The organism is Propionivibrio sp., assembly GCF_047602565.1.
Taxonomy (GTDB): Bacteria; Pseudomonadota; Gammaproteobacteria; order Burkholderiales; family Rhodocyclaceae; genus Propionivibrio.
In genome coordinates this window covers 20,742-42,864 of record NZ_JASGGX010000001.1, presented here as the reverse complement: position 1 = coordinate 42,864, position 22,123 = coordinate 20,742, and the positions used below count along the sequence as shown (strand labels likewise).

Below are 22,123 nucleotides of genomic sequence, written 5' to 3'. Positions count from 1 at the left end.
CCGCGCGCGGGAACGATTTTGTTTGCACTAGCTTATAGGCCGTGCGGCATATCCGCCGGCGCGGGACATATCCGTCGCGGTGATATGCATATGCGAATTCAGTCGTTCGAAACCCGGCTGGCCGCTGCTACATTTTTTCGGCGCGGCGATCCGCCGCTCTCCACTACCGAGGATTCCGATGTCCATCCCGTCGTTCAGGAACAGCGAGATCGCCAAGTCCCGCTGGGATCTGGCGCCCCTCGTCGCCGCACTGCGCACCTCGCGCGAGACCACGCACAGCGTGCGCCACAAGGGGCGCATCCGCGAGCTGCCGGCGCGGGCCGTGCTCGAACACGTCGTCGAGGAACTGGCGGCGGCGCTGTTCCCCACGCATTACGGCAACCGCGACCTGACCGACGAGAGCGTGGACTATTTCGTCGGCAGCACGCTGAACTCGGCGCTCACCGACCTCGCGGAACAGGTCCGGCGCGGACTGTTCTTCGTCGCCGTCGAGGACATCGAGAACGACGCCGCGCTGCGCCGCAAGGCCGTCGAGATCACCCAGGCCTTCGCCGCCGGCCTCCCCGCCATCCGCGCGCTGCTGGTCAGCGACCTGCACGCCGCCTACCAGGGCGACCCCGCGGCGACCAGCTATTCCGAGATCCTGCTCTGCTATCCGGGCATGCTGGCCAACATCTACCACCGGCTGGCGCACTCCCTGCACGGCCTGGGCGCCACCTTCCTGGCCCGGCTGATTTCCGACATCGCCCACTCCAAGACGGGGATCGACATCCATCCCGGCGCCCGCATCGGCGGCCATTTCTTCATCGATCACGGCACCGGCGTGGTGATCGGCGAGACCACCGTCATCGGCGAGCACGTCCGCCTGTACCAGGCCGTGACGCTCGGCGCGCGGCGCTTCCCGAAGGACGCGCACGGCGCCTTGCGCAAAGGCGGGGAGCGCCATCCGATCGTCGAGGACGAGGTGGTCATCTACGCCGGCGCCACCGTGCTCGGCCGCGTCACCATCGGGCGCGGCTCGACCATCGGCGGCAACGTCTGGCTGACGCACAGCGTCCCGCCGCACAGCAACGTCACCCAGGCCGGCCTCAACCAGGCGCCGTCGTCCGGGGAAGACTGATCGTCCGGTCAGTTCTCGATGTGCTGTGTGGGTTTGCTCATGGAGTTCGATGTCCCTGTCACGCTGGGACGGAAGTGGCGAGCTGCCGGTAAAGAATGGTGGTCGTGTTGAAAGAACCGTCCGGATTGCGGGCGAATTCGGGAATCCGCCCAACCGGCACGTACCCGCGCCGGAGGTAGAACTGCTCGGGCAGGTCGCCGCTGCGCGTGTTGAGCGTCAACAGCCACCGCCCCAGACGCATCGCCGCCCTCTCGGCTTCTGCAACCAGCCGGTGGCCGATTCCTTGCAGCCGCTCCTCGCGCAGCACTAGCAGCCGCTGGATTTCCGCGCGGTGCGTGCCGTTGGGCTGCGTCTCGAGCCTGAGTTGCACCGTTCCGACGAGCCGTTCGCCAGCGCGTGCCAGCAGCAGTACGCGGCAGCCGCAATCAATCTCGCGGATACGCTCGAACCAATACGCCTCGGCTTCCGCCAGACGCACGGGGTGCAGGAACCCGACCGATGCGCCGCCCGCGACGGCATCCTCGATCAGGGCGATCAACCCCGGCAGCAACGCCAAGGCCTCCCGTGGCCCCGCCTGTCCGATATGGACTTCGTTCACGGCCTCACCTGATCGCCACGGATTCGAGCGCACCTTCGGCAAACACGGGTTGCAGCGAAACGACGGGCCGAAACGCCGGCCTTTCCGGCGTCCGGGAAGGCGACGTTTCGGCGAATTCGCGCAACACTTCCTCGCGGATGGCCCGCAGGCGCGGATCGAGACGTTCGCGCGGACGAGCCACGTCGACCGGCACGATCCGCCGAATCCTCCCCGGGCGCGGCTCCATGACGACGACTCGGTCGCCGAGGAAGACGGCCTCCTCGACATCGTGCGTAACGAGGATCATGGTGATCTTCTCGTACGCCCAGATGGCCTGCAGTTCATTCTGCAGGTTGGCGCGGGTCAGCGGGTCCAGCGCGCCGAACGGCTCGTCAAGCAGCAACACCTCCGGCCGATTCACCAGGCCGCGCGCGATGGCGATCCGTTGCGACATGCCGCCGGAGAGCTGGTAGGGATAGGCCTTCTCGAATCCCGCGAGTCCCACCAGCTCGATATGTTCCTGGATCGCATTGCGCCTCTCCGCGGCACTCAGCGGCGAGTTCTGCAGCGCCAGGCCGACGTTCTGCTCGACGGTCAGCCACGGGAACAGGCGATGTTCCTGAAAGACGATGCCGCGCGACAGGCTGGTGCCGTCGATCGGCCGGCCGTTCTGCAGGATTTCGCCGGAAAAATCGCCGTCCAGGCCGAGAACCAGGCGGAGCAGCGTGGACTTGCCGCATCCGCTGGTGCCGACGATGCTGACGAATTCGCCGGAGCGAACGTCCAGTTCGATGTCGTCCAGCACTTCGAGAGTCCTTTGGTTGACGACGTAGTTCTTGCGGATACCACTGAGGCGCAGGTCACCGGTACTGGTCATGACATCTCCTTTTCGTTTCAACTCCCGTGATTGCGCCAGCGCAGCAGCCGCCGTTCGAGGCGCGTGGAAAACCGGTCGATGACGGCGCCGATCACCCCGACCACGACGACGCCGAACAGCACCGACCCCATATTGAAATGCTCGCGCCCGTCGATCATCGAGTTCCCGACGCCGTAACTCGACTTCATGAAATATTCCGCGCCCAGCGTGGCCAGCCAGGAGTAGATCAGCGCCAACTGCAATCCGGTCAGGATTTGCGGACTGGCCGCCGGCAGAATGACCTTGCGCAGCAGTTGCCACGGTCCGAACTCGAAGGCGCGCGCCACTTCGACGTAGTCGCGGCTGACGCCGCGCACCCCTTCGAACACGTTGATGACCATCGGGAAGAATGCCGCCAGCGCGACGAAGACGACCTTCGCCGATTCGCCGGTTCCGAACCACGCCGAAATCAGCGGAATCCAGGCGAAAATGGCAATCTGCTTCAAGGCGTTGAACGTCGGCGCGATCAGGCGCTCGCACCAGCGCGACACCCCGAGCGCGAGCCCCAGCAACAGGCCGGCCGACCCGCCGGCGGCGAGGCCCGCCGCATCGCGCGACAGGCTGCTGACCAGATCGAGGAAAAAGCTCCCGGTCATCAGGTGCTTGTAGCCTTCGAGCCAGACCGCCTGGGGCGGCGCCAGAATGTGCGAATTCGCCAGATCGAAGGTCGTCACGACGTACCAGGCGAGCAGCAACGACAGCGGCAGCGCCAGGCCTCGATAATCGCGGCGAAGAAAGCCGGGCAACGCGATCAGCCGGTCCATGCAGTCATCCTCAGAAAGCCGTTCGCCGCCAGGCGAGAAAATGCAACTCCACCCATTGCAGCGCCTGGTCGATCGACGAACCGATGAGGCCGATGACCACGATCACCGCCAGGACGATATCGAGCTGCGCCAGTTGCCGCCCCCAGATCACCAGGAAACCGATGCCCTCGCTCGATGCCAGCAGCTCGACCGTCACCAGCGCCAGCCAGGCGTGCGTCAAGCCATAGCGGATACCGTTGAAAATCCCCGGGAGCGCCCCCGGCACGACGATCCGGGTCAACCGTTGCGCCAGGTTGAAACGATAGATGCGTCCGACCTCAAGGAACTCTTCCGGAATGTTGCGGATCGCCTGCTGTGTGTTGATCGCGACCGGCACCCACGCGGCCTTGGCGACGACGATGACTTTCATTGCCTCGTCGATGCCTGCCAGCATGATCGCCAGGGGAATCCAGCCGAGCGCCGGAACCTGGCTGAGCGCCTTGAACGTGGGATAGACATAGGCCTCGACCACGCGCGAGAGCCCCATCGCGAAGCCCAGGAACAATCCTGCCAGGGCGCCGACCAGAAAGCCGAGGACCAGGCGGCTCAAGCTGATGCCCAGATGCGCCGCCAGTTCTCCCGACCGCCACAAGTCGGAAAGTGAATCGAGGACCAGGCGCGGTTCCGGCAGGATCATCGCCGGAACCCACGCATGCAGGGAGGCGAGTTGCCACAGGTACAACAGCAATGCCGGCACCACCATGGCAAGCACCGCCGCCGAAGCTTTGCGGCGCAACGCGCCGGCATCCGGCCACGGCAGGCGGGAGGCCGAAAGAAAAGCACGTGACAGAACGCTATCCCGCAGCGACATCGGACTCTCCTTCCAACGGCGCACGATCCGCCGGCCCGACGCGCAAGCCGATGAACGCCGCGCCGGACATCATTCCCAGGGCAAACAGGACGAACACCGCCCGCAGACCGAACCATGCTCCCAGCCATCCTCCGACCAGGCATCCGAGCAGGCCGCCCGCCGGACCAATCAACGAAATGACGCCGGCGATCCTGCCGCGTCCGAGAAGACCGCCGATACGCGAGAAGCGCCCGAGATTGACGAGCTGAAGCGTTCCCAGCGAGAACCCCAGCAAGGCGCTGGCCGTCCAGGCACCGGCGTGGGTGGCGCCCAGGCCGAAACCGAACAACGCCAGGCCCGCGACGGGCAGTGCGAAAAGGTATAGCCGCTGCGGCGCCTGGCGCGTCAACGCCCGGCCAAGCAGGAACAGCGCTCCGACGAAGAATGCCCCTTCGATGGTAATCAGGTGCGCGGCAGCGGTGGCGGAAAAAGCGAGTGATTCGACGGCGAGCGGAATGACGAAGAAACCGAAAAAGGCGATGACCGACTGCATGGCGAATTCCACCAGGCACGTTTCACGCAGTTCCGGATCGTGCGCCAACCGGCGTATCTCGCGCGAAATGTCCGACGGCGGGGAGCATCGTGGCGCGCGCGCCGGCCCGGCACGCCTGCCGAATGCAAACGGTGCGATGAATACGGACACCCCCAGGGTCGCCGCGATGACGTACCACAAAGCGGCGAATCCGAGCCATGCGACGATGGCGACCGCGAGCCCCGGGCCGATCAGCAGCATGCCGATCAGCGAACTGCCGCGCGCCCACCCGGCGCGATGCTCGCCCAGGCCGGACAACTGTTCCATGAATTCGGCATTGACGGCGACGAATCGGAACGGTATGAGAAATCCAAGCGCGCCGGAGCACGCCATCAAGAACGACGGCGCCCGAACCAGCGGCACGGCGATCAGCACAAGTCCCGCAACGAGGCTTCCGAAGACGAACGACCACCGTGCCCCGCGGGTTTCGACAAGCCACCCCACCGGCAGCGCCATCAATAGCAGCCCGACGTTCTGAGCCGCCGCAATGAGTCCCTGCTCGGCGGTGGAGGCGTCGAGGTCGAGGGCATAGAGTGCCGTAGTCACGCGAATCAACCCGAAACTCAGGCCGCCAAGCAGCGAAAGCACGGCAAAGGCGAAAAAAGACGGCCGTCCGGCACGGCTCATTTGATCGGCCTCGGTTTTCCGCCCGCGTCGAATTCCGGCCAGAGTTTTTCCAGCTTGAGATCCTTCAATCCCTGCTTCAAATACTTGGTCTCGAACCACGAATCGACCTCGACCGGCTTGCGGATGAGTCTGTTCTTGAACGAAGCGTCCGCTGCTTCCTTGTAATGCGTGATGAACAGTTCATCGATCAGCGGGTTGTGCCGGAGGGCGAAATCGGCATCCTGATCGCGCTTGTAGGCGGCTGCCGCGATTCCCGAGCGGCTCCAGAGTGCGTAGGCCTCGTCGCGATGCTTGTCGTCGGCGAGCCAGGCGGCTTCCTTGAGGATGGTGTTGACGACGCGCTGTACGATCCGAGGCTGCTGTTTCTCGAAATCCTCGGTCACCAGCACGTGGATGGTACGGCGCACCGGCTTGGTGGATGGTCCGTTGGTGGCGTACAGGATACGGGCTATGCCTTTGTCGACCAGATTGAACGCCTGGGCCCCCAGCCATCCTCCTTCGATGTCCTTCGTGGCAAGCGCCGTCTGGATCGTCGGCTGGTCCATGTTGATGGTCTTGAAATCACGCTCGGTCAGGCCGAGCCCCTCATAGACGCGGATCGCCACCAGTTGCAGGTTGGTGCCCTTGAAAATTGCGACCTTCCTGCCCTTGAGATCTTCGATCGACTTCGCCGGCGAATCGGCCGGCACCACGAGATAAGTCGGCTGGAATTTATCCGTGGCGAGGATCAGCTTGGTCTTGAGCCCCCCCGCCCGGGCGATTATCGCCGGCAGATCGCCCTGCCAGGCAAAATCAAGCTGACCGTTGGCGATCGATTCGTTGACGGCCGGACCCGCGCCCTTGAAGAAGCTCCATTCGACCTTGATTCCGTCTTTCTTGAACTCCTCGTCAAGCAGCCCCCTGATATGCACCAGGTTGACCGAAGTGCCACCCGCGACCGGCTTGCCTCCGATACCGATATCGGCGACGCCGAAGCGAATGATTTCCGGATTCGCGGCACCGTTCGCATGAGCCACCGAAAGCGCAAGAAGCATCGTCGCAACAACTCGTATCATTGATTTCATCATATTCCGATCTGTTATGGGACACAGCGATTAACCATGCGGCGAGTAACGTCTTATGCATTATTGATGTCGAAATACGATAGAAAAACGATTTTTTGCCTATTTGCTTAGAGTCTCCTCATAAATTTCCTAATACGCGTTTTCAATTGGGCGACATATTAATATTTCATTAGCTAATTACGATCGACTGTTATTTGAATATCAATTCTTCTGCGTTCCACGTCGTCTTCTGCAAGAAGAGAATGGCGCCGGTCCGCCTCTCGCCGGCCGACGCCATTCAGATGAAAGGAGAATTTCCGTGAAATCGCAGTTTCGAAGCTTCGTTTCACTGGCCGCGGTATACCTTGGCCTGTTGTTCCCTACCTTCGCCTTCGGCGTGGATCCGGCGTCATCGCTGGAATCGGCGATCTCCGGAAAACATCGCAGCGACGAGCACAAGGCGCTGGACCGCGAGTTGCATCCCAAGGAAACGCTGGAGTTCTTCGGCATCAAGCCGGACCACAAGGTCATCGAAATCTGGCCGAAGGACGGCTGGTACACCGAGATTCTCGCGCCCTATCTCGGCGAGAGCGGCCGGCTGATCGCCGCCATCGAGCCGGCAAATACGCCGGAACGCACGCGTCTGCGCAGCCGTTACCTCGACAAGGTTGCCGACGCGCCCGATATATTCGGGGAAGCCGCGATCGTCACGTTCGATCCGCCAAACAGCGATCTGCGGCCGGTCGGCGGCGTGGACGCCGTCATCTCCGCATTCAACGTCGCGGCCTGGATACGGAACGGCGTCGTCGACGGCGCGTTTGCCGCCGCTTACCGTGCGCTCAAGTCCGGCGGCGTTCTCGGGATCGTCGAGTATCGGGCGGCGCCCGGTTCCTCCGTCGAGGAAACCAAGCGGACCGGCCGGATCGAAGAGAACTACATCATCGAGCGCGCAAAGGCGAGCGGGTTTGTCCTGAAAGCGCGATCGGATATCGGCGCGAAACCCCAGGATGCCCGAGCGCCCGAGCGCGCCACGCTGCTGTTCGCCAAGCCGATCGACGCGCCCGTTCCGGTCGACGTCGTTCGCTCGGCCCGTAACGACCGCTGAACCGCAATGGCCGGGCGCCAAGGTGGCTCCGGAATCATCGCGCCATCGAGCCGAATAACCGGCGCGGGCCGGTTCCGGGGTTATTTGGTTATCACAAATAAATCGTTCAGCCGGGACCGGGGGATCGCTATCGTTCGCTGACCGTCGGCGGCGTCGAGTCGAACCTTGCCGACGTCTATCTCGACAACTAATCCCTTGCACCAGGAATACCGATGTCCTTCTCTCTTGCCTATCCGCGTGGCGGCCGACTGCTGGCCCTGCTGTCCATCCTCCTCCTTCCCGCCGTCGCCGGCGCCGCCGGCACGCCGAAAACAGGCGGCACCCTGCAGGCCATCGTCCAGCCTGAGCCCGTCACCCTGACCGGCGCCGTCAACACGGCGCAGCCCACGTCGCTGATCGCCACCAATATCTACGACGGCCTGGTTTCCTACGACAACGATCTGAAACCGGAACCGCAGCTGGCCGAACGCTGGGAAGTCGCGAAAAACGGCTTGAGCATCACCTTCCACCTGCGCAAGGACGTCAAGTGGCACGACGGACAGCGGTTCACCTCCGCGGACGTCAAATGGTCGGTGGAAAACGTCTGGAAGACGGTGCACCCGCGCAACAAGGCGCTGCTGACTAACCTGATCCAGGTCGATACGCCGGACTCCGCCACCGCCATCCTCCGCTTCTCGAAGCCGTCCCTGGCCCTGTTGTCCACGCTCAATTCCTGGGGCGGCCCGATCCTGCCCAGGCACCTCTACGAAAACACGGACATCCTGAGCAATCCGTACAACAACAAGCCGGTCGGCACGGGTCCGTTCGTGTTCAAGGAATGGGTGCGCGGCAGCCACATCACCCTGGAACGCAACAGCAACTACTGGGACAAGGGCAAGCCCTATCTCGACCGCATCATCTTCAAGGTGGTGCCCGACGCGGGAACCCGCGCCGTACTGCTCGAAACCGGAGAAGCCCAGTACGCCGTGTTCAGCCCGGTACCGCCCAAGGAAGCGCAGCGCTTGCGCGAGAGCGGCAAGGTGGCGATCGAAACCAACGGCTACCAGTGGTCCTCGCCGGTTCTCTACCTGGACTACAACCTGAACAACACCTATCTGAAGGACGTGCGCGTGCGCCGGGCGATCGCCCATGCCGTCGATCTCGACGCGCTCGGCAAGGTGGTCTGGTACGGCTACGGCAAACCTCCCGTCAGCGTCGTACCGAGCAGCCTGAAGCAGTTCCACGACGCGTCCGTGCCGCGCTACCCGTTCGACCCGAAAAAGGCCGAAGCCTTGCTGGACGAGGCCGGCTACCCGCGCAACGCCGAAGGCGTGCGCTTTTCGATCAGCGACGATTTCCTGCCCTACGGCGAAGACTACCGGCGTACCGCCGAATTTCTCAAGCAGTCGCTCAAACGGGTCGGCATCGACGTCGAACTGCGCAGCCAGGACACCGCGTCCTTCACCAGGCGCGTTTATGGCGACCGTGACTTCGACACCTCGATCAGCTGGAACATTTCGACGCCCGATCCGCAGATCGGCCTCACCCGCATGTACTGGTCCGGGTGGATCGGCAAGAACGTTCCCTGGACCAACGCCTCGGGCTACAACAATCCCGAGGTGGACCGGATCATCGAGCAGGCGCAGGGAGCGCCCACGCAGAGCGAACGCGCAGCGCTGTTCAAGCGATTCCAGCAAATCACCCAGGCCGAGCTGCCGACGCTGCCGCTGCTGGAACTGCACTTCTTCACGGTGCATTCGACCCGGCTCAAGGGGGTCGATCAGGAAGGCGACCAGGCCACCGCGTCGCTGAAAAACGCCTGGATCGAGTAGACGCCGCGGGAGCGACACGATGCCCCATACAGCACAGCTTTCCAGCCGCCCGACGGACCCGACGACCCTTGCCGAAAGCGAGATCCCCCGTTTCCTCGACCGCGAGCGGCAGCGCTTCACCGACCTGAGCCACGAAATCTGGGGCCATGCGGAAATCGGCTATCGCGAGCACCGCTCCGCCGCCGCCCAGAAAGCGGTTCTCGAACATTTCGGCTTCCGGATCGCGGACGCGCTGGCCGGGATGCCGACCGCCTTCGTCGGCGAAGCCGGCCACGGCGGCACGGTCATCGCCCTGCTCGGCGAGTTCGACGCGCTGCCCAACCTCGGCCAGGAGGCCGGCAACCCGCAGCGCGCGGGGGACGGCACGCGGAACGGCCACGCCTGCGGGCACCACCTGCTCGGTACCGGCGCCCTGGCCGCCGCCGTCGCGGCCGCGGAATTCCTCGCACGCCACGGCCTGCCGGGGCGCATCCGCTACTACGGCTGTCCGGCCGAGGAGAACGGCATCGGCAAGGCCTTCCTCGCCCGCGCCGGGCATTTCGCCGATGTCGGCGCGGCGCTGACCTGGCATCCGGGCGCGTCGACGGGCGTCATGACCGGTCCGATCCTGGCCAACATCCAGGCCTATTTCCGCTTCACCGGCCGCGCGGCGCACGCGGCCACCGCGCCGCACCTGGGCCGCAGCGCGCTCGACGCGGTCGAGCTGATGAACGTCGGCGTCAATTACCTGCGCGAACACATGCCGCCCGATGCGCGCGTGCACTACGCGATCACCGACTCGGGCGGCCATGCGCCGAACGTGGTGCAGGCGCGCGCCGAAGTGCTCTACTTGGTGCGCAGCCAGTCCGCCGCCGAACTGAAGGCGCTCTACCGGCGGGTGTGCCGGATCGCGCAGGGCGCCGCGCTGATGACCGAGACCGCGCTGGAGATCGCCGTCGACAAGGCCACCGCGCCGATGCTGCACAACCTCGTGCTGGACGAATGGCTGGCCGCGCTCGTCGCCCGGCTCGGCGCGCCCGCCTTCGACGCGCCGGACTTCGCCGCCGCGCGCCGCTTCCAGGCGAGCCTGAGCGAGGAGGAGCTGGCCGCCGGCAAGCGCAAGTTCCTGATCCCCGATGCCTACGGCGAGGCGCTGGCCGACCGGGCGATGCCCTACCGGCCCGAACATTCCTCGGTCGGCGGCTCGACCGACGTGTCCGACGTCAGCTGGGTCGTGCCGACCGCGCAGATCTGGAGCCCCTGCTTCGCCATCGGCACGCCGGGGCACAGCTGGCAGAACGTCGCGCAGGGGAAGTCCTCCTACGCGCACAAGGGCATGCTGCATGCCGCCCGGATGCTCGCCGTGGCCGCCGTCGACCTGCTCCAGGCCCCTGAAACGCTGGCCGCGGCCGCGCGGGAACTCGCGGCGTCGGTCGCCCGCTCCGGCCTTCCCGACCTGTTGCCCGCGGACGTCGGACCCCCTCGGATTTGAATATACATAGCCGCTTTTCTTCTTTTCCCGCGGTTGCGCGCATGCTACCGTTGCCGGCGGTGAGTGCCGCCGCGGCGGCGGCACGCCGATTTTTGAGCCACGATGGATCGCGCGTGATCGAGATAATCAACGTTTCCAAACAATACCGGGTTGACGGCGTCGGCATTCCCGCCATCACAAACATCAATCTGCGCATCGAGGAAGGGGAAGTATTCGGCATCATCGGCGCGTCGGGCGCGGGAAAAAGCACGCTGATCCGCACCCTGAACCTGCTCGAACGCCCCGACGGCGGCGAGATCCGGGTCGACGGCAAGGACATCACCCGGTTCTCCAGCAAGGAACTGCAGAACTATCGGCGCAAGGCCGGGATGATCTTCCAGCACTTCAACCTGATCAAGGCGAAGACCGTGGCGGAGAACGTCCGCTACCCGCTGAAGCTCACCGGCGAATACAGCGAAGCGGAGATGGACCGCCGCGTCGCCGAACTGCTCGACCTGGTCGAACTGGCCGAACAGCGGGACAAGTATCCCGCCCAGCTGTCCGGCGGGCAGAAGCAGCGGGTGGGGATCGCCCGCGCGCTGGCCAACCATCCCCGGCTGCTGCTGTGCGACGAGGCGACCTCGGCGCTCGACCCGCAGACCACCCAGTCGATCCTGCGCCTGCTGCGCGACATCAACCGGCGCTTCGGCCTGACGATCGTGCTGATCACCCACGAGATGGACGTCATCCGCGCGGTCTGCGACCGCGTCGCCGTGCTCGACAAGGGCGTCGTGATCGAACACGGGCTGGTCACCGAGGTGCTGCTGCATCCCCGCCACCCCGTCACCCGCGCGATGGTCCGCGAGAGCCATCACGAGGACGGCACGGATCTCGTCGGCCACCTCGGCCTGCCCGGCCCGCTGCTGCGCCTGACCTTCCTCGGCGAGGCGACCTACCAGCCCGTGCTGGAGCGGATTTCCCGGAGCCTGGACGTCAGCTTCAATATCCTCGAAGGGGTCATCGGCCGGATCAAGGACACGCCGTACGGCCAGCTCACCGTGCAGGTGATCGGCACCGATCCCGACGTGGCGCGGGTCGAGGAGGCGTTCGCGCATCAATCCATTCATTGCGAGGTGCTGGCCCGATGATTTCCTCCCTGCAATCCCTGTTGGGCGCCATCGACTGGTTCGACATCGGCATGGCCACCGTGGAAACCCTGGCGATGGTGGGCGGTTCGCTGGTGTTCACGGTGATCTTCGGCCTGCCGCTCGGCGTCGTCCTGTTCCTGACCGGGCCGCGCCAGCCGATGGCGCACGCCCGCGTCTACGGCATCCTGTCGCTGCTGGTCAACCTGGTCCGCTCGATGCCGTTCGTCATCCTGCTGATCCTGCTGATCCCGTTCACAGTGTCGGTGGTCGGCACCTCGATCGGCGTTCCCGGCGCCATACCGCCGCTGGTGGTCGGCGCCACGCCGTTCTTCGCGCGGCTGGTCGAGAACGTCCTGCGCGAGGTTGACCGGGGCATCATCGAGGCCAGCCAGTCGATGGGCGCCAGCCTGGCGCAGACCATCTTCGGCGCCGTGCTGCCCGAGGCCGTGCCCGGCCTGCTCGGCGCGATCACCGTCACCGCCATCGCGCTGGTCTCCTACGCCGCGATGTCCGGCGTGATCGGCGGCGGCGGCCTCGGCGATCTGGCCATCCGCTTCGGCTACCAGCGCTTCCAGACCGAAGTCATGTGCGTGACGGTGGCCGTGCTGCTGGCGCTCGTGCAGGTGCTGCAGATGGCCGGCGACAGGCTCGTCCATCGCTTCACCCGGAGCTGACGCGCCATGACGCTTTTTTCCCGCCGGCCGTGTCGCCGGCGGCTCTTTCGGCAACCTTCTTTTTTCCGTCTATGAGGACCATTCCATGAAGATCAGATTCTCTCCCCTCGTCGCCGCCGTTTTCGCCGTCGCCTCGCTGTCGGCGTCCGCGCAGACCCGCCTGAGCGTCGCCGCCACCGCCGTGCCCCACGCCGAGATCCTCGAACACGTCAAGCCCGTCCTGGCCAAGGAAGGCATCACGCTCGACATCAAGGTGTTCACCGATTACGTCCAGCCCAACGTGCAGGTCGCCGAGAAGAAGATCGACGTCAACTACTTCCAGCACAAGCCCTATCTCGACGAGTTCAACAAGACCAAGGGGACCAATCTGGTCGCGGTGGCGCAGGTGCACGTCGAGCCCTACGGCGCCTATTCCCGGAAAGTGACCAAGGTGGCCGACCTGCCCAAGGGCGCGACCATCGCCATTCCCAACGATCCCTCCAACAGCGGCCGCGCGCTGGTCCTGCTGGCGCAGAACGGCCTGATCAAGCTGAAGGACCCGAACAACATCCTGGCGACCGTCAAGGACATCGCCGAGAATCCGAAAGGCTTCAAGATCCGCGAGCTCGAAGCCGCCACGCTGCCGCGCGTGCTCGATCAGGTCGACCTCGCGCTGATCAACACCAACTATGCGATCGAGGCCAAGCTGGTGCCGACGCGCGACGCCCTGTTCATCGAGAACAGCAAGTCGCCCTACGCCAACCTGCTGGTTTCCCGTCCGGACAACAAGGATGCGGACGCGGTCAAGAAACTCGCCGCCGCGCTGCAAAGCCAGGACGTGAAGGCATTCATCGCCACCAAGTACCAGGGCGCCGTCGTCCCGGCCTTCTGACCGGGCACGCGGCGGAGAACGCCCGCCAGCCTTCGCCGCCTTTCCACGATCCAATCCCTCCTCCGCCCGGCATGACGGCATCGTCACGCCGGGCGGTTTCGCATGCCCGCACACCGGCGAACGCGCGGCGCGTTATTCGGTTTGCGGTATTAGCTTCTCAGTTTTAATTATTTGTCCGCCATCCGGACTGCCGCGATACTCGGTCCATGTTTCCACGGGACGATACGCGGGCATTCCAGGCCTCTTCCCGGCCCGCCGGCCGCGCTCCACGCACCGGTCCCGTTCCCGCAAGAGGACAGGCATGACCACCTTCGCACGCATCCGTGCCACGCTTTGGCGTACGACCCTGCAGGCGATCCCGACCGTGTTCGGCATCGTCATCCTGGTGTTCTTCCTGCTCCAGCTGGTGCCGGGCGACGCGGCCGACGTGCTGGCCGGTGAATCGGGCGGCATCACCGAGGAGGGCCTGGCCATGCTGCGCGCCCGCTTCGGGCTCGACCAGCCGGTGCTCGTCCAGTTGCTGGCCTACCTGAACAACCTGGCCCATTTCAGCCTCGGCTACTCGCCGCGCTACAACGCGCCGGTGATGGACCTGATCATGTCGCGCCTGCCGGGGACGCTGGTCCTGATGCTGCTGTCGCAGGCCATCGCCATCGCCGCCGGCATCCTGCTCGGCGCGATCATGGCCACCTGGGCCGGCAAGTGGCCGGACCGGCTGCTTTCGCTGGTCGCCCTGCTACTCTATTCGACGCCGGGATTCTGGATCGGCCTGATGGCGCTGGTGGTCTTCTCGGTCTGGCTGGGCTGGCTGCCCAGCGGCGGCAACATCACCATCGGCGCCGACCTGCAGGGATGGGCCTACCTGCGTGATTTCGCCGCCCACGCCGCGCTGCCGGTGATGGCGCTGGCGGGCTTCTTCGTGGCGATCTACGCGCGCCTGGTGCGCGCCTCGATGCTCGAAATTTCGCGCCAGGATTTCGTGCGCACCGCCCACGCCAAGGGACTCGCGCCGTTCGTCGTCACCGTGCGCCACATCCTGCGCTGCGCGCTGGTACCGCTGACCACCGTCGCCGGCATGCACTTCGGCACCCTGCTCGGCGGCGCCGCGGTCATCGAGACCGTGTTCAGCTGGCCCGGCCTCGGGCGGCTGGCGCTCGAAGCCGTGATGGCCCGCGACTACGCGGTGCTGCTCGGCATCCTCCTGCTCTCCTCCCTGACGGTGATCGTCGCCAACATGCTCGTCGATCTCCTGCATGCCTGGCTCGACCCGCGCATCAAATCCCGCTGACATGACTTCCGCCACCGTGCCCTTTCCCGATCCATCCGCCGCCGCGCCGGCCGGCCGGTTCACCCCGCAGATGCGCGCCTTCCTGCGCAATCCGGCCGGCGTGGCCGGGCTGTCGCTGCTCGTCCTGATGTTCCTGATGGCGCTCACCGCCTCGTTCTTCTACCCCGGCGATCCGCTCGACATGGTCGCGCAGCCGCTGCTGCGGCCCGGCCAGGACCCGCACTTTCCCTTCGGTACCGATTCGCTCGGGCGCGACGTCGCCGCCGGGCTGGTGCACGGGGCGCGCATCTCGCTGCTGATCGGCTTCTCGGCGATGAGCATCAGCCTGCTCATCGGCACGCTGGCCGGCACCGTGGCCGGCTATTTCGGCGGCCGGCTCGACGACCTGCTGGTGCGCGTCACCGAACTGTTCCAGACCATCCCGACCTTTCTCCTGGTCATCGTGCTGGTGGCCATCGGGCGGCCGTCGGCCACGCTGATCTCGCTATCCATCGGCGTGGCCTCGTGGCCGACCATCGCCCGCCTGGTGCGCGCCGAGTTCCGCTCGCTGCGCGAAGCGGATTTCGTGATGGCCGCGCGCAGCCTCGGCTACTCCAATGCCCGCATCATCTTCCACGAAATCCTGCCCAACGCGCTGCCGCCGATCATCGTCACCACCTCGGTGATGGTCGCCACGGCGATCCTGATCGAATCGGCGCTGTCCTTCCTCGGCCTCGGCGACCCGAACCGGGTGAGCTGGGGCAGCATGATCGGCGCGGGGCGCGAAATGCTGCGCACGGCGTGGTACCTCACCGCCTTCCCCGGCGCGATGATCGTCGCCGCCGTGCTCTCGCTGAACCTGGTGGGCGACGCGCTGAACGATGCCCTCAATCCCCGCCTGCGAGGCGTGTCATGAATCCGCTGCTCGAAATCAAGAACCTGAACGTTTCCTTCCCCGGCCACGACGCCGTGCGCGGCCTCGATCTGGCCATCCATGCCGGGGAAACGCTGGCGCTGGTCGGCGAATCGGGCTGCGGCAAGTCGGTCACCGCGCTGTCGCTGATGCGCCTGCTGCCGCCCTCGGCCCGCGTCGAACGGCACACTGCTCTTCGAGGATCGGGATTTGCTCGCCCTGCCGCTGTCCGCCATGCGCGAGTTGCGCGGCCGCGCGATCTCGATGATCTTCCAGGAACCGATGACCTCGCTCAATCCGGTGCTCTCCATCGGGCGCCAACTGGGCGAGGTGCTGCAGCGCCACGAACGCCTGTCGGCCAGGGCGGCGCGCGGGCGCGCGATCGAACTGCTCGATCTCGTCAGGATTCCCGAGCCGGCGCGGCGCGTCGACGACTTCGCACACAACCTGTCCGGCGGGCAGCGCCAGCGGGTGATGATCGCCATGGCCGTGGCCTGCCGCCCGCGCCTGCTGATCGCCGACGAGCCGACCACGGCGCTCGACGTGACCATCCAGGCGCAGATCCTCGAACTGCTCGACAGCCTGCGCCGCGAGTTCTCGATGAGCCTGCTGCTGATCACCCACGACCTCGGGCTGGTCGGCCAATGGGCCGACCGCGTCGCGGTGATGTACGCCGGCAGGAAGGTCGAGGAGGCTACGACGCCCCGCCTGTTCGAACACCCGGCGCACCCGTATTCGCGCGGGCTGCTCGGCACCTCGCTGCACCTCGACCGGGACCTGCATTACCGCACGGCGCGCCTGCCGGAAATCCGGCACGGCGTTGACGACGCCGGGGAAGCCACCTTCCGCCTGACCGAGGCGCTGCCGCACCGCATCCCGTCGCCGCCGCCGTCCGACGTGCCGCTGCTCTCGCTGCGCGGCGTGCGCACGCACTACCAGACGCCGCGCGGCCGGCTCGCCGCGGTCGACGGCGTCTCGCTCGACATCCGGCGCGGCCAGACCGTCGGGCTGGTCGGCGAATCCGGCTGCGGCAAGTCCACGCTGTCGAAAACCATCCTGCGCCTGCTGGAGCCGACCGACGGCACCATCCAACTCGACGGCCAGGACATCACGCACCTCGACGAAGACCGGCTGCGCCCGCTGCGGCGCCACGTGCAGATGATCTTCCAGGACCCCTTCGGCTCGCTCAACCCGCGCCATTCGATCGAGACCATCCTCGACAGCGTCCTGCGCGTGCACGGCGTCGGGCAGCGGGCCGAGCGCCGCGCGCGCATCGCCGAGACGCTCGACCACGTCGGTCTGCCGCGGCAGGCGCTGGCGCGCTATCCGCACGAATTTTCCGGCGGCCAGCGGCAGCGCATCGGCATCGCCCGCGCGCTGATCCTGAAGCCGTCGCTGGTGATCTGCGATGAACCGGTGTCGGCGCTCGACGTGTCGATCCAGGCGCAGATCCTCAACCTGCTCGTCGAACTCAAGCGCGACTTCGGCCTCTCGTACCTGTTCATCTCGCACGACCTGTCGGTCGTGCGCTACATCGCCGACGAGGTGTTCGTCATGCACGGCGGCAAGTTCGTCGAGCACGGCGACCACCAGGGCATCTGGGAAGCGCCGCGGCACGACTACACGCGCACGCTGATCGAGGCCGTCCCCACCCGCAAGGCGCCCGTGCTGGCCGCCGCCTGAATTTCATTCCGCATCCACCGAGGAAAGCATGTCCAAGCTCAAGATCGAAGGGTCGTTCGTGGCCCTGATTACCCCGTTCAACGCCGACGGCCGCGTCAACTACGAAGCGTTCCGCGCCCTGCTCGAATTCCAGGAGAAGCACGGTACCTCCGCCGTGCTGATCATGGGCTCGACCGGCGAGGTGTCGATGCTCTCGCCGGAAGAACGCCGGGAGATCATCGTCCGTACCGCGCAGCTCAAGACCGGCCGGCTGCAGCTCTTCTACGGCTGCACCGGCAACAACACCGACGCTACCATCGACTACGTGAAGTTCGCCAGGGACAACGGCGCCGACGGCGCGATCCTCGCCGCGCCGGCCTACATCTGCGCCGCCGAAACCGACATCGAACGCTACTTCCTCGACGTCGCCGACGCCACCGACCTGCCGCTCGGCATCTACAACAACCCGCCGCGCGTCAAGACCGACCTGCACTGGACCAGCCTGCTGCGCATCTTCAAGCACCCGAACTACGTGGTGCACAAGGAATCCACGACGCGCGTCGGACAGGTCGCCCAGGTCATCGCCGGCCGGCCCGACGTGGCCGTGATGTGCTGCGACTCGCCGAATCTCGGCCTGGTCGTCCCGACCATGAGCCTCGGCGGGCACGGCACGGCGAACATGACGGGCAACATCGCGCCGGCCGAACTCGCCGCGATTTCCCGGCCGTGGCGCGAGCCGGGCGACGACGCGCGCTTCCGCGAGGCCTACCTGCACCTGCTGCCGCTGCTCCACTACACCTATTCCGCGATCAACCCGGTGGCCGTCAAATCGCTGATGAAGGCCATCGGCCTGCCCGCCGGCAGCCTGCGCCGGCCGCTGCGCGACCTCGACGGCGACGCGCTCGAAGCCGGCGTGCGCATCGTCAGGGAACTGGGGCTGGCGCGCAAATACGGCTTCAAGGCCTGAGCGATGGACCTCGGCATCGCCGGCAGGAAAGCCCTGGTCTGGGGCGGCAGCCGCGGCCTGGGCAAGGCCATCGCCCTGCAACTGGCCGGCGAAGGCGTGCGCGTCCATCTCGCGGCGCGCGACGCGCGGGCGCTGGATGCCGCCGCCGGCGAAATCTTCGCCGCCACCGGCCGGCCGGTCAACACGGTGGCCGCCGACCTGGCGACCGCATCGGGCCGGGACGCCGCGCTGGCGCTCTGCCCCGAACCGGACATCCTGATCAACAACGCCGACGGGCCGATTCCCGGCGATTTCCGCGACTGGTCCCGTGCGGACTGGATCGCCGCGCTGGACGCCATGATGTTCGGCCCGATCGAGATGATCCGGCGCACCGTCGACGGCATGGCCGAGCGCGGCTTCGGGCGCATCGTCAACCTCACCTCGCGCAGCGTGAAAATCCCGCAGGCTGAACTCGGGCTGTCCAACGGCGCCCGTTCCGGGCTGACCGGCTTCGTCGCCGGCATCGCGCGCGCCTTCGTCGACCGCAACGTCACCATCAACAACCTGCTGCCCGGCATCTTCGACACCGACGGCCAGCACCGCCACGTGAGCATGCTCGCCGCGCAGACCGGGCGCCCGTTCGAGGAGATCTGGCAGGCGCGCGCCGCCGCCAGCCCCGCGCGCCGCTTCGGCCGGCCCGGGGAAGCCGGCGCCTATTGCGCCTTCCTGTGCTCCGCGCAGGCCGGCTACATCACCGGGCAGAACCTGCTGATCGACGGCGGCAGCTATCCCGGCACGTTCTGAGCCGCGAATGGTCTCTCTACCCTTTTCTGAAACCCCGGGGAAAATCGTTCTTGACCACGGCGAACACGGCGGGCACAGCGGAAAAACAAAGAATTGCCTTTTCGCCGTGCCCGCCGTGTCGCCGTGGTTGATCATTTTTTTGCTTTTCTCCGCGCTCAGCCGTTCCTTCCAAAAATGTCCGCGCACTTCGATGCCATCGTGATCGGCGGCGGACTGGTCGGACTCTCGATCGCCTACGGGCTGGCCCGCGCAGGGCTGCGCGTCGCCGTCTGCGACGAAGGCGACCAGAGTTTTCGCGCCTCGCGCGGCAATTTCGGGCTGGTCTGGGTGCAGGGCAAGGGCGTCGACGCGCCGGCCTACGCCCGCCTCACGGCGCAGTCGGCCCGCGCCTGGCCCGCCTTCGCCGAGCGCCTGCGCGGCGACAGCGGGATCGATCCGGCGCTGGCGCAGCCGGGCGGCCTCAGCCTCTGCGTCGACGCCGGCGAACTCGCCGCCAGGGCCGCGGCGATGGCCCGCCTGGCGGCGCACGCGCCCGGCTTCGGCTACGAAGTGCTCGACGCGGACGGCGTGCGCCGGCGCCTGCCCGATGCCGCGCCGGACCTCGCCGGCGGCATCTACTCGCCGCTCGACGGGCACGTCAACCCGCTGCGCACGCTGCATGCGCTGCTCGCCGCCTTCCAGGCGCGGGGCGGCCGCTACCTGCCGCGCCGCCGCGTCGAGGAGATCCGCGCCGACGGCGGCGGGTTCACGCTGGACACCGGCGCCGGCGCCCTGCGCTGCGGCCGGCTGGTGCTGGCCGCCGGCCTCGGCAACGCGCGCCTGGCGCCGCGGGTCGGGCTGCGGGCGCCCGTCGCGCCGGTGCGCGGGCAGCTCATGATCACCGAACGGCTGCCTCCGTTCCTGCCCTGCCCGACCCCGTCCGTCCGCCAGACCGACGACGGCACGGTGCAGATCGGCGATTCGCAGGAGCCGGTCGGCTTCGACGACGGCACGCGCCCCGACGTGCTGGCCGGCATGGCGCGGCGGGCCATCCGCCTCTTCCCCCGCCTGCGCGCGGCGCGCGTGGTGCGCGCCTGGGGCGCGCTGCGCATCATGACGCCGGACGGGCTGCCGATCTACCAAGAATCCCGCCGCCACCCCGGCGCCTTCGTCGCCACCTGCCACAGCGGCGTGACGCTGGCCGCCGCGCACGGCGAGATCGTCGCGCCGTGGATCGCCGGCGATGCCGCGCCGCCCTTCGTGGAGGATTTCCATGCAGAACGCTTCGCGCCCTGAACGCCCGCCGGCCGCCGGCCGCTTCGAGCGCCTGCCTTCCACCGCCGCCACCCTCACCCTCCACATCAACGGCCGGCCGCATCCGGTCGACGCCGGCTGGAGCGTGGCCGCCGCGCTGATCGCGCACGGCTACGCCCACTGCCGCCGCGACGCCGCCGGCCGACCGCACGGCCCGTTCTGCCTGACCGGCGCCTGTTTCGAATGCCTGGCAGAGATCGACGGCATCCCCAACCGCCAAACCTGCCAGACCCCGGTCGCCGACGGCATGCGCGTGGTCGTCGACGGCGCCAGGTCGCCGGCATGAAGCGCGTCGACGTCCTCGTCGTCGGCGCCGGTCCGGCCGGGCTGAGCGCCGCGCTGGCCGCCCACGGCTGCGGGCTCTCGGTCCTCGTGGTCGACGAGCAGCCGCAGCCCGGCGGCCAGATTTACCGGAACCTGCGCGGCAACCCGTTGCAGGACCCGGCCCGAATCCTCGGCGCCGACTACGTCGCCGGCCAACCGCTGCTCGACCGCTTCGCGGCCAGCGGCATCGACCATCTGCCGCGCACCCGCGTCTGGCAGATCGGCGACGGGCCGGTCGCCTATCTGTCCGGCCCACCGGGCAAACCGCCGCCGGGTCCGGTCGCGGCGCGCTTCGTGGTGCTGGCCGCCGGCGCGCAGGAACGCCCCTTCCCGCTCGCGGGCTGGACGACGCCCGGCGTAATGACCGTCGGCGCGGCGCAGATCCTGCTGAAGACCGCCGGCCTGCTGCCGCCGCGCGACGCGGTGCTGATCGGCGGCGGCCCGCTGCTCTACCAGTTCGCCTGGCAGGTCTGCCAGGCCGGCGGCCGCCTCCAGTCGATCGTCGACGCGCGCGGCCCCGTCGCGCCGGCACGCCTGCTGCGCGGCCTGCCCGGCGCGTTGCGCTCGCCGGTGCTGCTCCATCGCGGCCTGCGACTGCTCGCCGACCTGCGCCGGCACGGGATTCGCCGCATCGAAGGGGCCGACGCGATACGCCTGCTCGGCGAACGGCAAGTCAGCGGCGTCCGCTTCGTAGCCGACGGCAGGCAGCAGACGATCGAAACCTCCTCCGTGCTGCTGCATGCCGGCCTGATGCCGGACACCAATTTTTCCTCCGCGCTCGGCCTCGAACACGCCTGGAACCCGGACCAGTACGCCTGGCAGGTCCGCTGCAATGCCTGGCGGGAAAGCTCCCGCCCCGGCTTCTTCGTGGTGGGCGACGGCGGGCGCATCGCCGGGGCCGAGGCCGCGCAGCTCTCGGGCCGCATCGCCGCGCTGGAGATCGCCCGCCAAGCCGGCAGGATCGGCGAGCGGCAGCGCGATGAACACGCCGGACCGTTGTTCCGGCAATGGCGCAGAAAGCTCGCTCCCCGGCTATTCCTCGACGCCCTGTATCCGCCCCCGCGCGCCTGTTTTTCTCCATCGGACGAGGCAATCGTCTGCCGCTGCGAAAACGTCGCCGCCGAAGCGATCCGCCACGCCGCGCGCCTGGGCGGCGCCGGCCCCAACCAGATCAAGGCCCTCACCCGCGCCGGCATGGGCGCCTGCCAGGGCCGCATGTGCGCCTGCGTGACCGCCGCGCTCGCCGCCGAGGTTTCGGGGCTGCACGTTCAGGACGTCGGAATGCTGCGCGGCCGCTATCCGGTCAAGCCGGTGACGCTGGAGGAAATCGCCCAGTCGCATACGAGGCCGTTCGTCGAATAGCGGCGAGCCCGCCAAGCGGCCGGGG

At 67.1% G+C, this 22,123-nt stretch carries 21 protein-coding genes and 1 pseudogene; 16 read left to right on the top strand and 6 right to left on the bottom strand.

The genetic code is table 11. From position 1 onward, the window contains the following. The first annotated feature begins 178 nt into the window (after positions 1-178). Positions 179-1,120: a serine O-acetyltransferase EpsC gene (epsC, locus tag QM701_RS00230; RefSeq protein WP_415165102.1), complete on the top strand. Its 942-nt coding sequence runs from the start codon at positions 179-181 to the stop codon at positions 1,118-1,120. 58 nt (positions 1,121-1,178) lie between these two features. Here epsC and QM701_RS00225 read toward each other — a convergent pair whose 3' ends face one another. The 6 genes from QM701_RS00225 to QM701_RS00200 are packed head-to-tail and all read right to left on the bottom strand — an operon-like array spanning position 1,179 to position 6,459. Further along, entirely contained in the window at positions 1,179-1,718 is a 540-nt protein-coding gene (locus tag QM701_RS00225) for a GNAT family N-acetyltransferase (RefSeq protein WP_415165101.1), read from the bottom strand. 4 nt (positions 1,719-1,722) lie between these two features. Continuing rightward, on the bottom strand, positions 1,723-2,574 hold the full coding sequence (locus tag QM701_RS00220; protein WP_415165100.1) for an ABC transporter ATP-binding protein: 852 nt from the start codon (positions 2,572-2,574) through the stop codon (positions 1,723-1,725). A gap of 17 nt (positions 2,575-2,591) precedes the next feature. Beyond that, positions 2,592-3,377 carry an ABC transporter permease gene (locus QM701_RS00215; protein WP_415165099.1) on the bottom strand — a complete coding sequence of 262 codons (786 nt, stop codon included), beginning with the start codon at positions 3,375-3,377 and terminating at the stop codon, positions 2,592-2,594. A 10-nt stretch (positions 3,378-3,387) separates the two neighbouring features. After that, positions 3,388-4,227: an ABC transporter permease gene (locus QM701_RS00210; protein WP_415165098.1), complete on the bottom strand. Its 840-nt coding sequence runs from the start codon at positions 4,225-4,227 to the stop codon at positions 3,388-3,390. After that, positions 4,211-5,425 (bottom strand): MFS transporter, encoded by a 1,215-nt coding sequence (locus QM701_RS00205; RefSeq protein ID WP_415165097.1) that lies wholly within the window; start codon positions 5,423-5,425, stop codon positions 4,211-4,213. Before QM701_RS00205 ends, QM701_RS00210 begins: the two co-directional genes overlap by 17 nt. Then, entirely contained in the window at positions 5,422-6,459 is a 1,038-nt protein-coding gene (locus QM701_RS00200; protein WP_415165096.1) for an ABC transporter substrate-binding protein, read from the bottom strand. Before QM701_RS00200 ends, QM701_RS00205 begins: the two co-directional genes overlap by 4 nt. 328 nt (positions 6,460-6,787) lie before the next feature. On the opposite strand from QM701_RS00200, the gene QM701_RS00195 reads away from it, so the two are divergent. The 15 genes and pseudogenes from QM701_RS00195 (at position 6,788) to QM701_RS00125 (ending at position 22,098) form a co-directional block, all read left to right on the top strand. Then, the gene (locus QM701_RS00195; RefSeq protein ID WP_415165095.1) at positions 6,788-7,573 is read left to right on the top strand and encodes a class I SAM-dependent methyltransferase; all 786 of its coding nucleotides are present in this window, start codon (positions 6,788-6,790) and stop codon (positions 7,571-7,573) included. Positions 7,574-7,785: 212 nt separating this feature from the next. Then, positions 7,786-9,384, top strand: a complete 1,599-nt coding sequence (locus QM701_RS00190) for an ABC transporter substrate-binding protein (RefSeq protein ID WP_415165094.1) — start codon at positions 7,786-7,788, stop codon at positions 9,382-9,384. Positions 9,385-9,403: 19 nt separating this feature from the next. Further along, a complete protein-coding gene (locus QM701_RS00185) occupies positions 9,404-10,855 on the top strand; it encodes an amidohydrolase (protein WP_415165093.1) in 1,452 nt (483 codons plus the stop codon). A 113-nt stretch (positions 10,856-10,968) separates the two neighbouring features. Continuing rightward, positions 10,969-11,982 (top strand): methionine ABC transporter ATP-binding protein, encoded by a 1,014-nt coding sequence (locus tag QM701_RS00180; RefSeq protein ID WP_415165092.1) that lies wholly within the window; start codon positions 10,969-10,971, stop codon positions 11,980-11,982. Beyond that, complete coding sequence (locus QM701_RS00175) at positions 11,979-12,656, top strand: methionine ABC transporter permease (RefSeq protein WP_415165091.1); 678 nt, start codon at positions 11,979-11,981, stop codon at positions 12,654-12,656. Before QM701_RS00180 ends, QM701_RS00175 begins: the two co-directional genes overlap by 4 nt. Before the next feature lie 85 nt (positions 12,657-12,741). Next, the gene (locus tag QM701_RS00170; RefSeq protein WP_415165090.1) at positions 12,742-13,527 is read left to right on the top strand and encodes a MetQ/NlpA family ABC transporter substrate-binding protein; all 786 of its coding nucleotides are present in this window, start codon (positions 12,742-12,744) and stop codon (positions 13,525-13,527) included. A gap of 301 nt (positions 13,528-13,828) precedes the next feature. Continuing rightward, the gene (locus tag QM701_RS00165; protein WP_415165089.1) at positions 13,829-14,815 is read left to right on the top strand and encodes an ABC transporter permease; all 987 of its coding nucleotides are present in this window, start codon (positions 13,829-13,831) and stop codon (positions 14,813-14,815) included. A 1-nt stretch (position 14,816) separates the two neighbouring features. After that, positions 14,817-15,710, top strand: a complete 894-nt coding sequence (locus QM701_RS00160; RefSeq protein WP_415165088.1) for an ABC transporter permease — start codon at positions 14,817-14,819, stop codon at positions 15,708-15,710. After that, positions 15,707-15,826, top strand: a pseudogene (locus QM701_RS00155) (peptide ABC transporter ATP-binding protein); the annotation flags it as partial. The gene QM701_RS00160 and the pseudogene QM701_RS00155, both read left to right, overlap by 4 nt. Before the next feature lie 91 nt (positions 15,827-15,917). Continuing rightward, positions 15,918-17,390, top strand: coding sequence for a dipeptide ABC transporter ATP-binding protein (locus QM701_RS00150; RefSeq protein ID WP_415165087.1), 1,473 nt, complete (start codon positions 15,918-15,920; stop codon positions 17,388-17,390). Between the two features lie 28 nt (positions 17,391-17,418). After that, on the top strand, positions 17,419-18,336 hold the full coding sequence (locus QM701_RS00145) for a 4-hydroxy-tetrahydrodipicolinate synthase family protein (RefSeq protein WP_415165086.1): 918 nt from the start codon (positions 17,419-17,421) through the stop codon (positions 18,334-18,336). A gap of 3 nt (positions 18,337-18,339) precedes the next feature. Continuing rightward, positions 18,340-19,119, top strand: a complete 780-nt coding sequence (locus tag QM701_RS00140) for an SDR family oxidoreductase (protein WP_415165085.1) — start codon at positions 18,340-18,342, stop codon at positions 19,117-19,119. 174 nt (positions 19,120-19,293) lie between these two features. Then, positions 19,294-20,394, top strand: coding sequence for an NAD(P)/FAD-dependent oxidoreductase (locus QM701_RS00135; RefSeq protein ID WP_415165084.1), 1,101 nt, complete (start codon positions 19,294-19,296; stop codon positions 20,392-20,394). Then, positions 20,372-20,698: a (2Fe-2S)-binding protein gene (locus tag QM701_RS00130; protein ID WP_415165083.1), complete on the top strand. Its 327-nt coding sequence runs from the start codon at positions 20,372-20,374 to the stop codon at positions 20,696-20,698. The genes QM701_RS00135 and QM701_RS00130 overlap by 23 nt, the downstream gene beginning before the upstream one ends. Next, positions 20,695-22,098 carry an FAD-dependent oxidoreductase gene (locus QM701_RS00125; protein ID WP_415165082.1) on the top strand — a complete coding sequence of 468 codons (1,404 nt, stop codon included), beginning with the start codon at positions 20,695-20,697 and terminating at the stop codon, positions 22,096-22,098. The genes QM701_RS00130 and QM701_RS00125 overlap by 4 nt, the downstream gene beginning before the upstream one ends. The last annotated feature ends 25 nt before the right edge of the window (positions 22,099-22,123 follow it).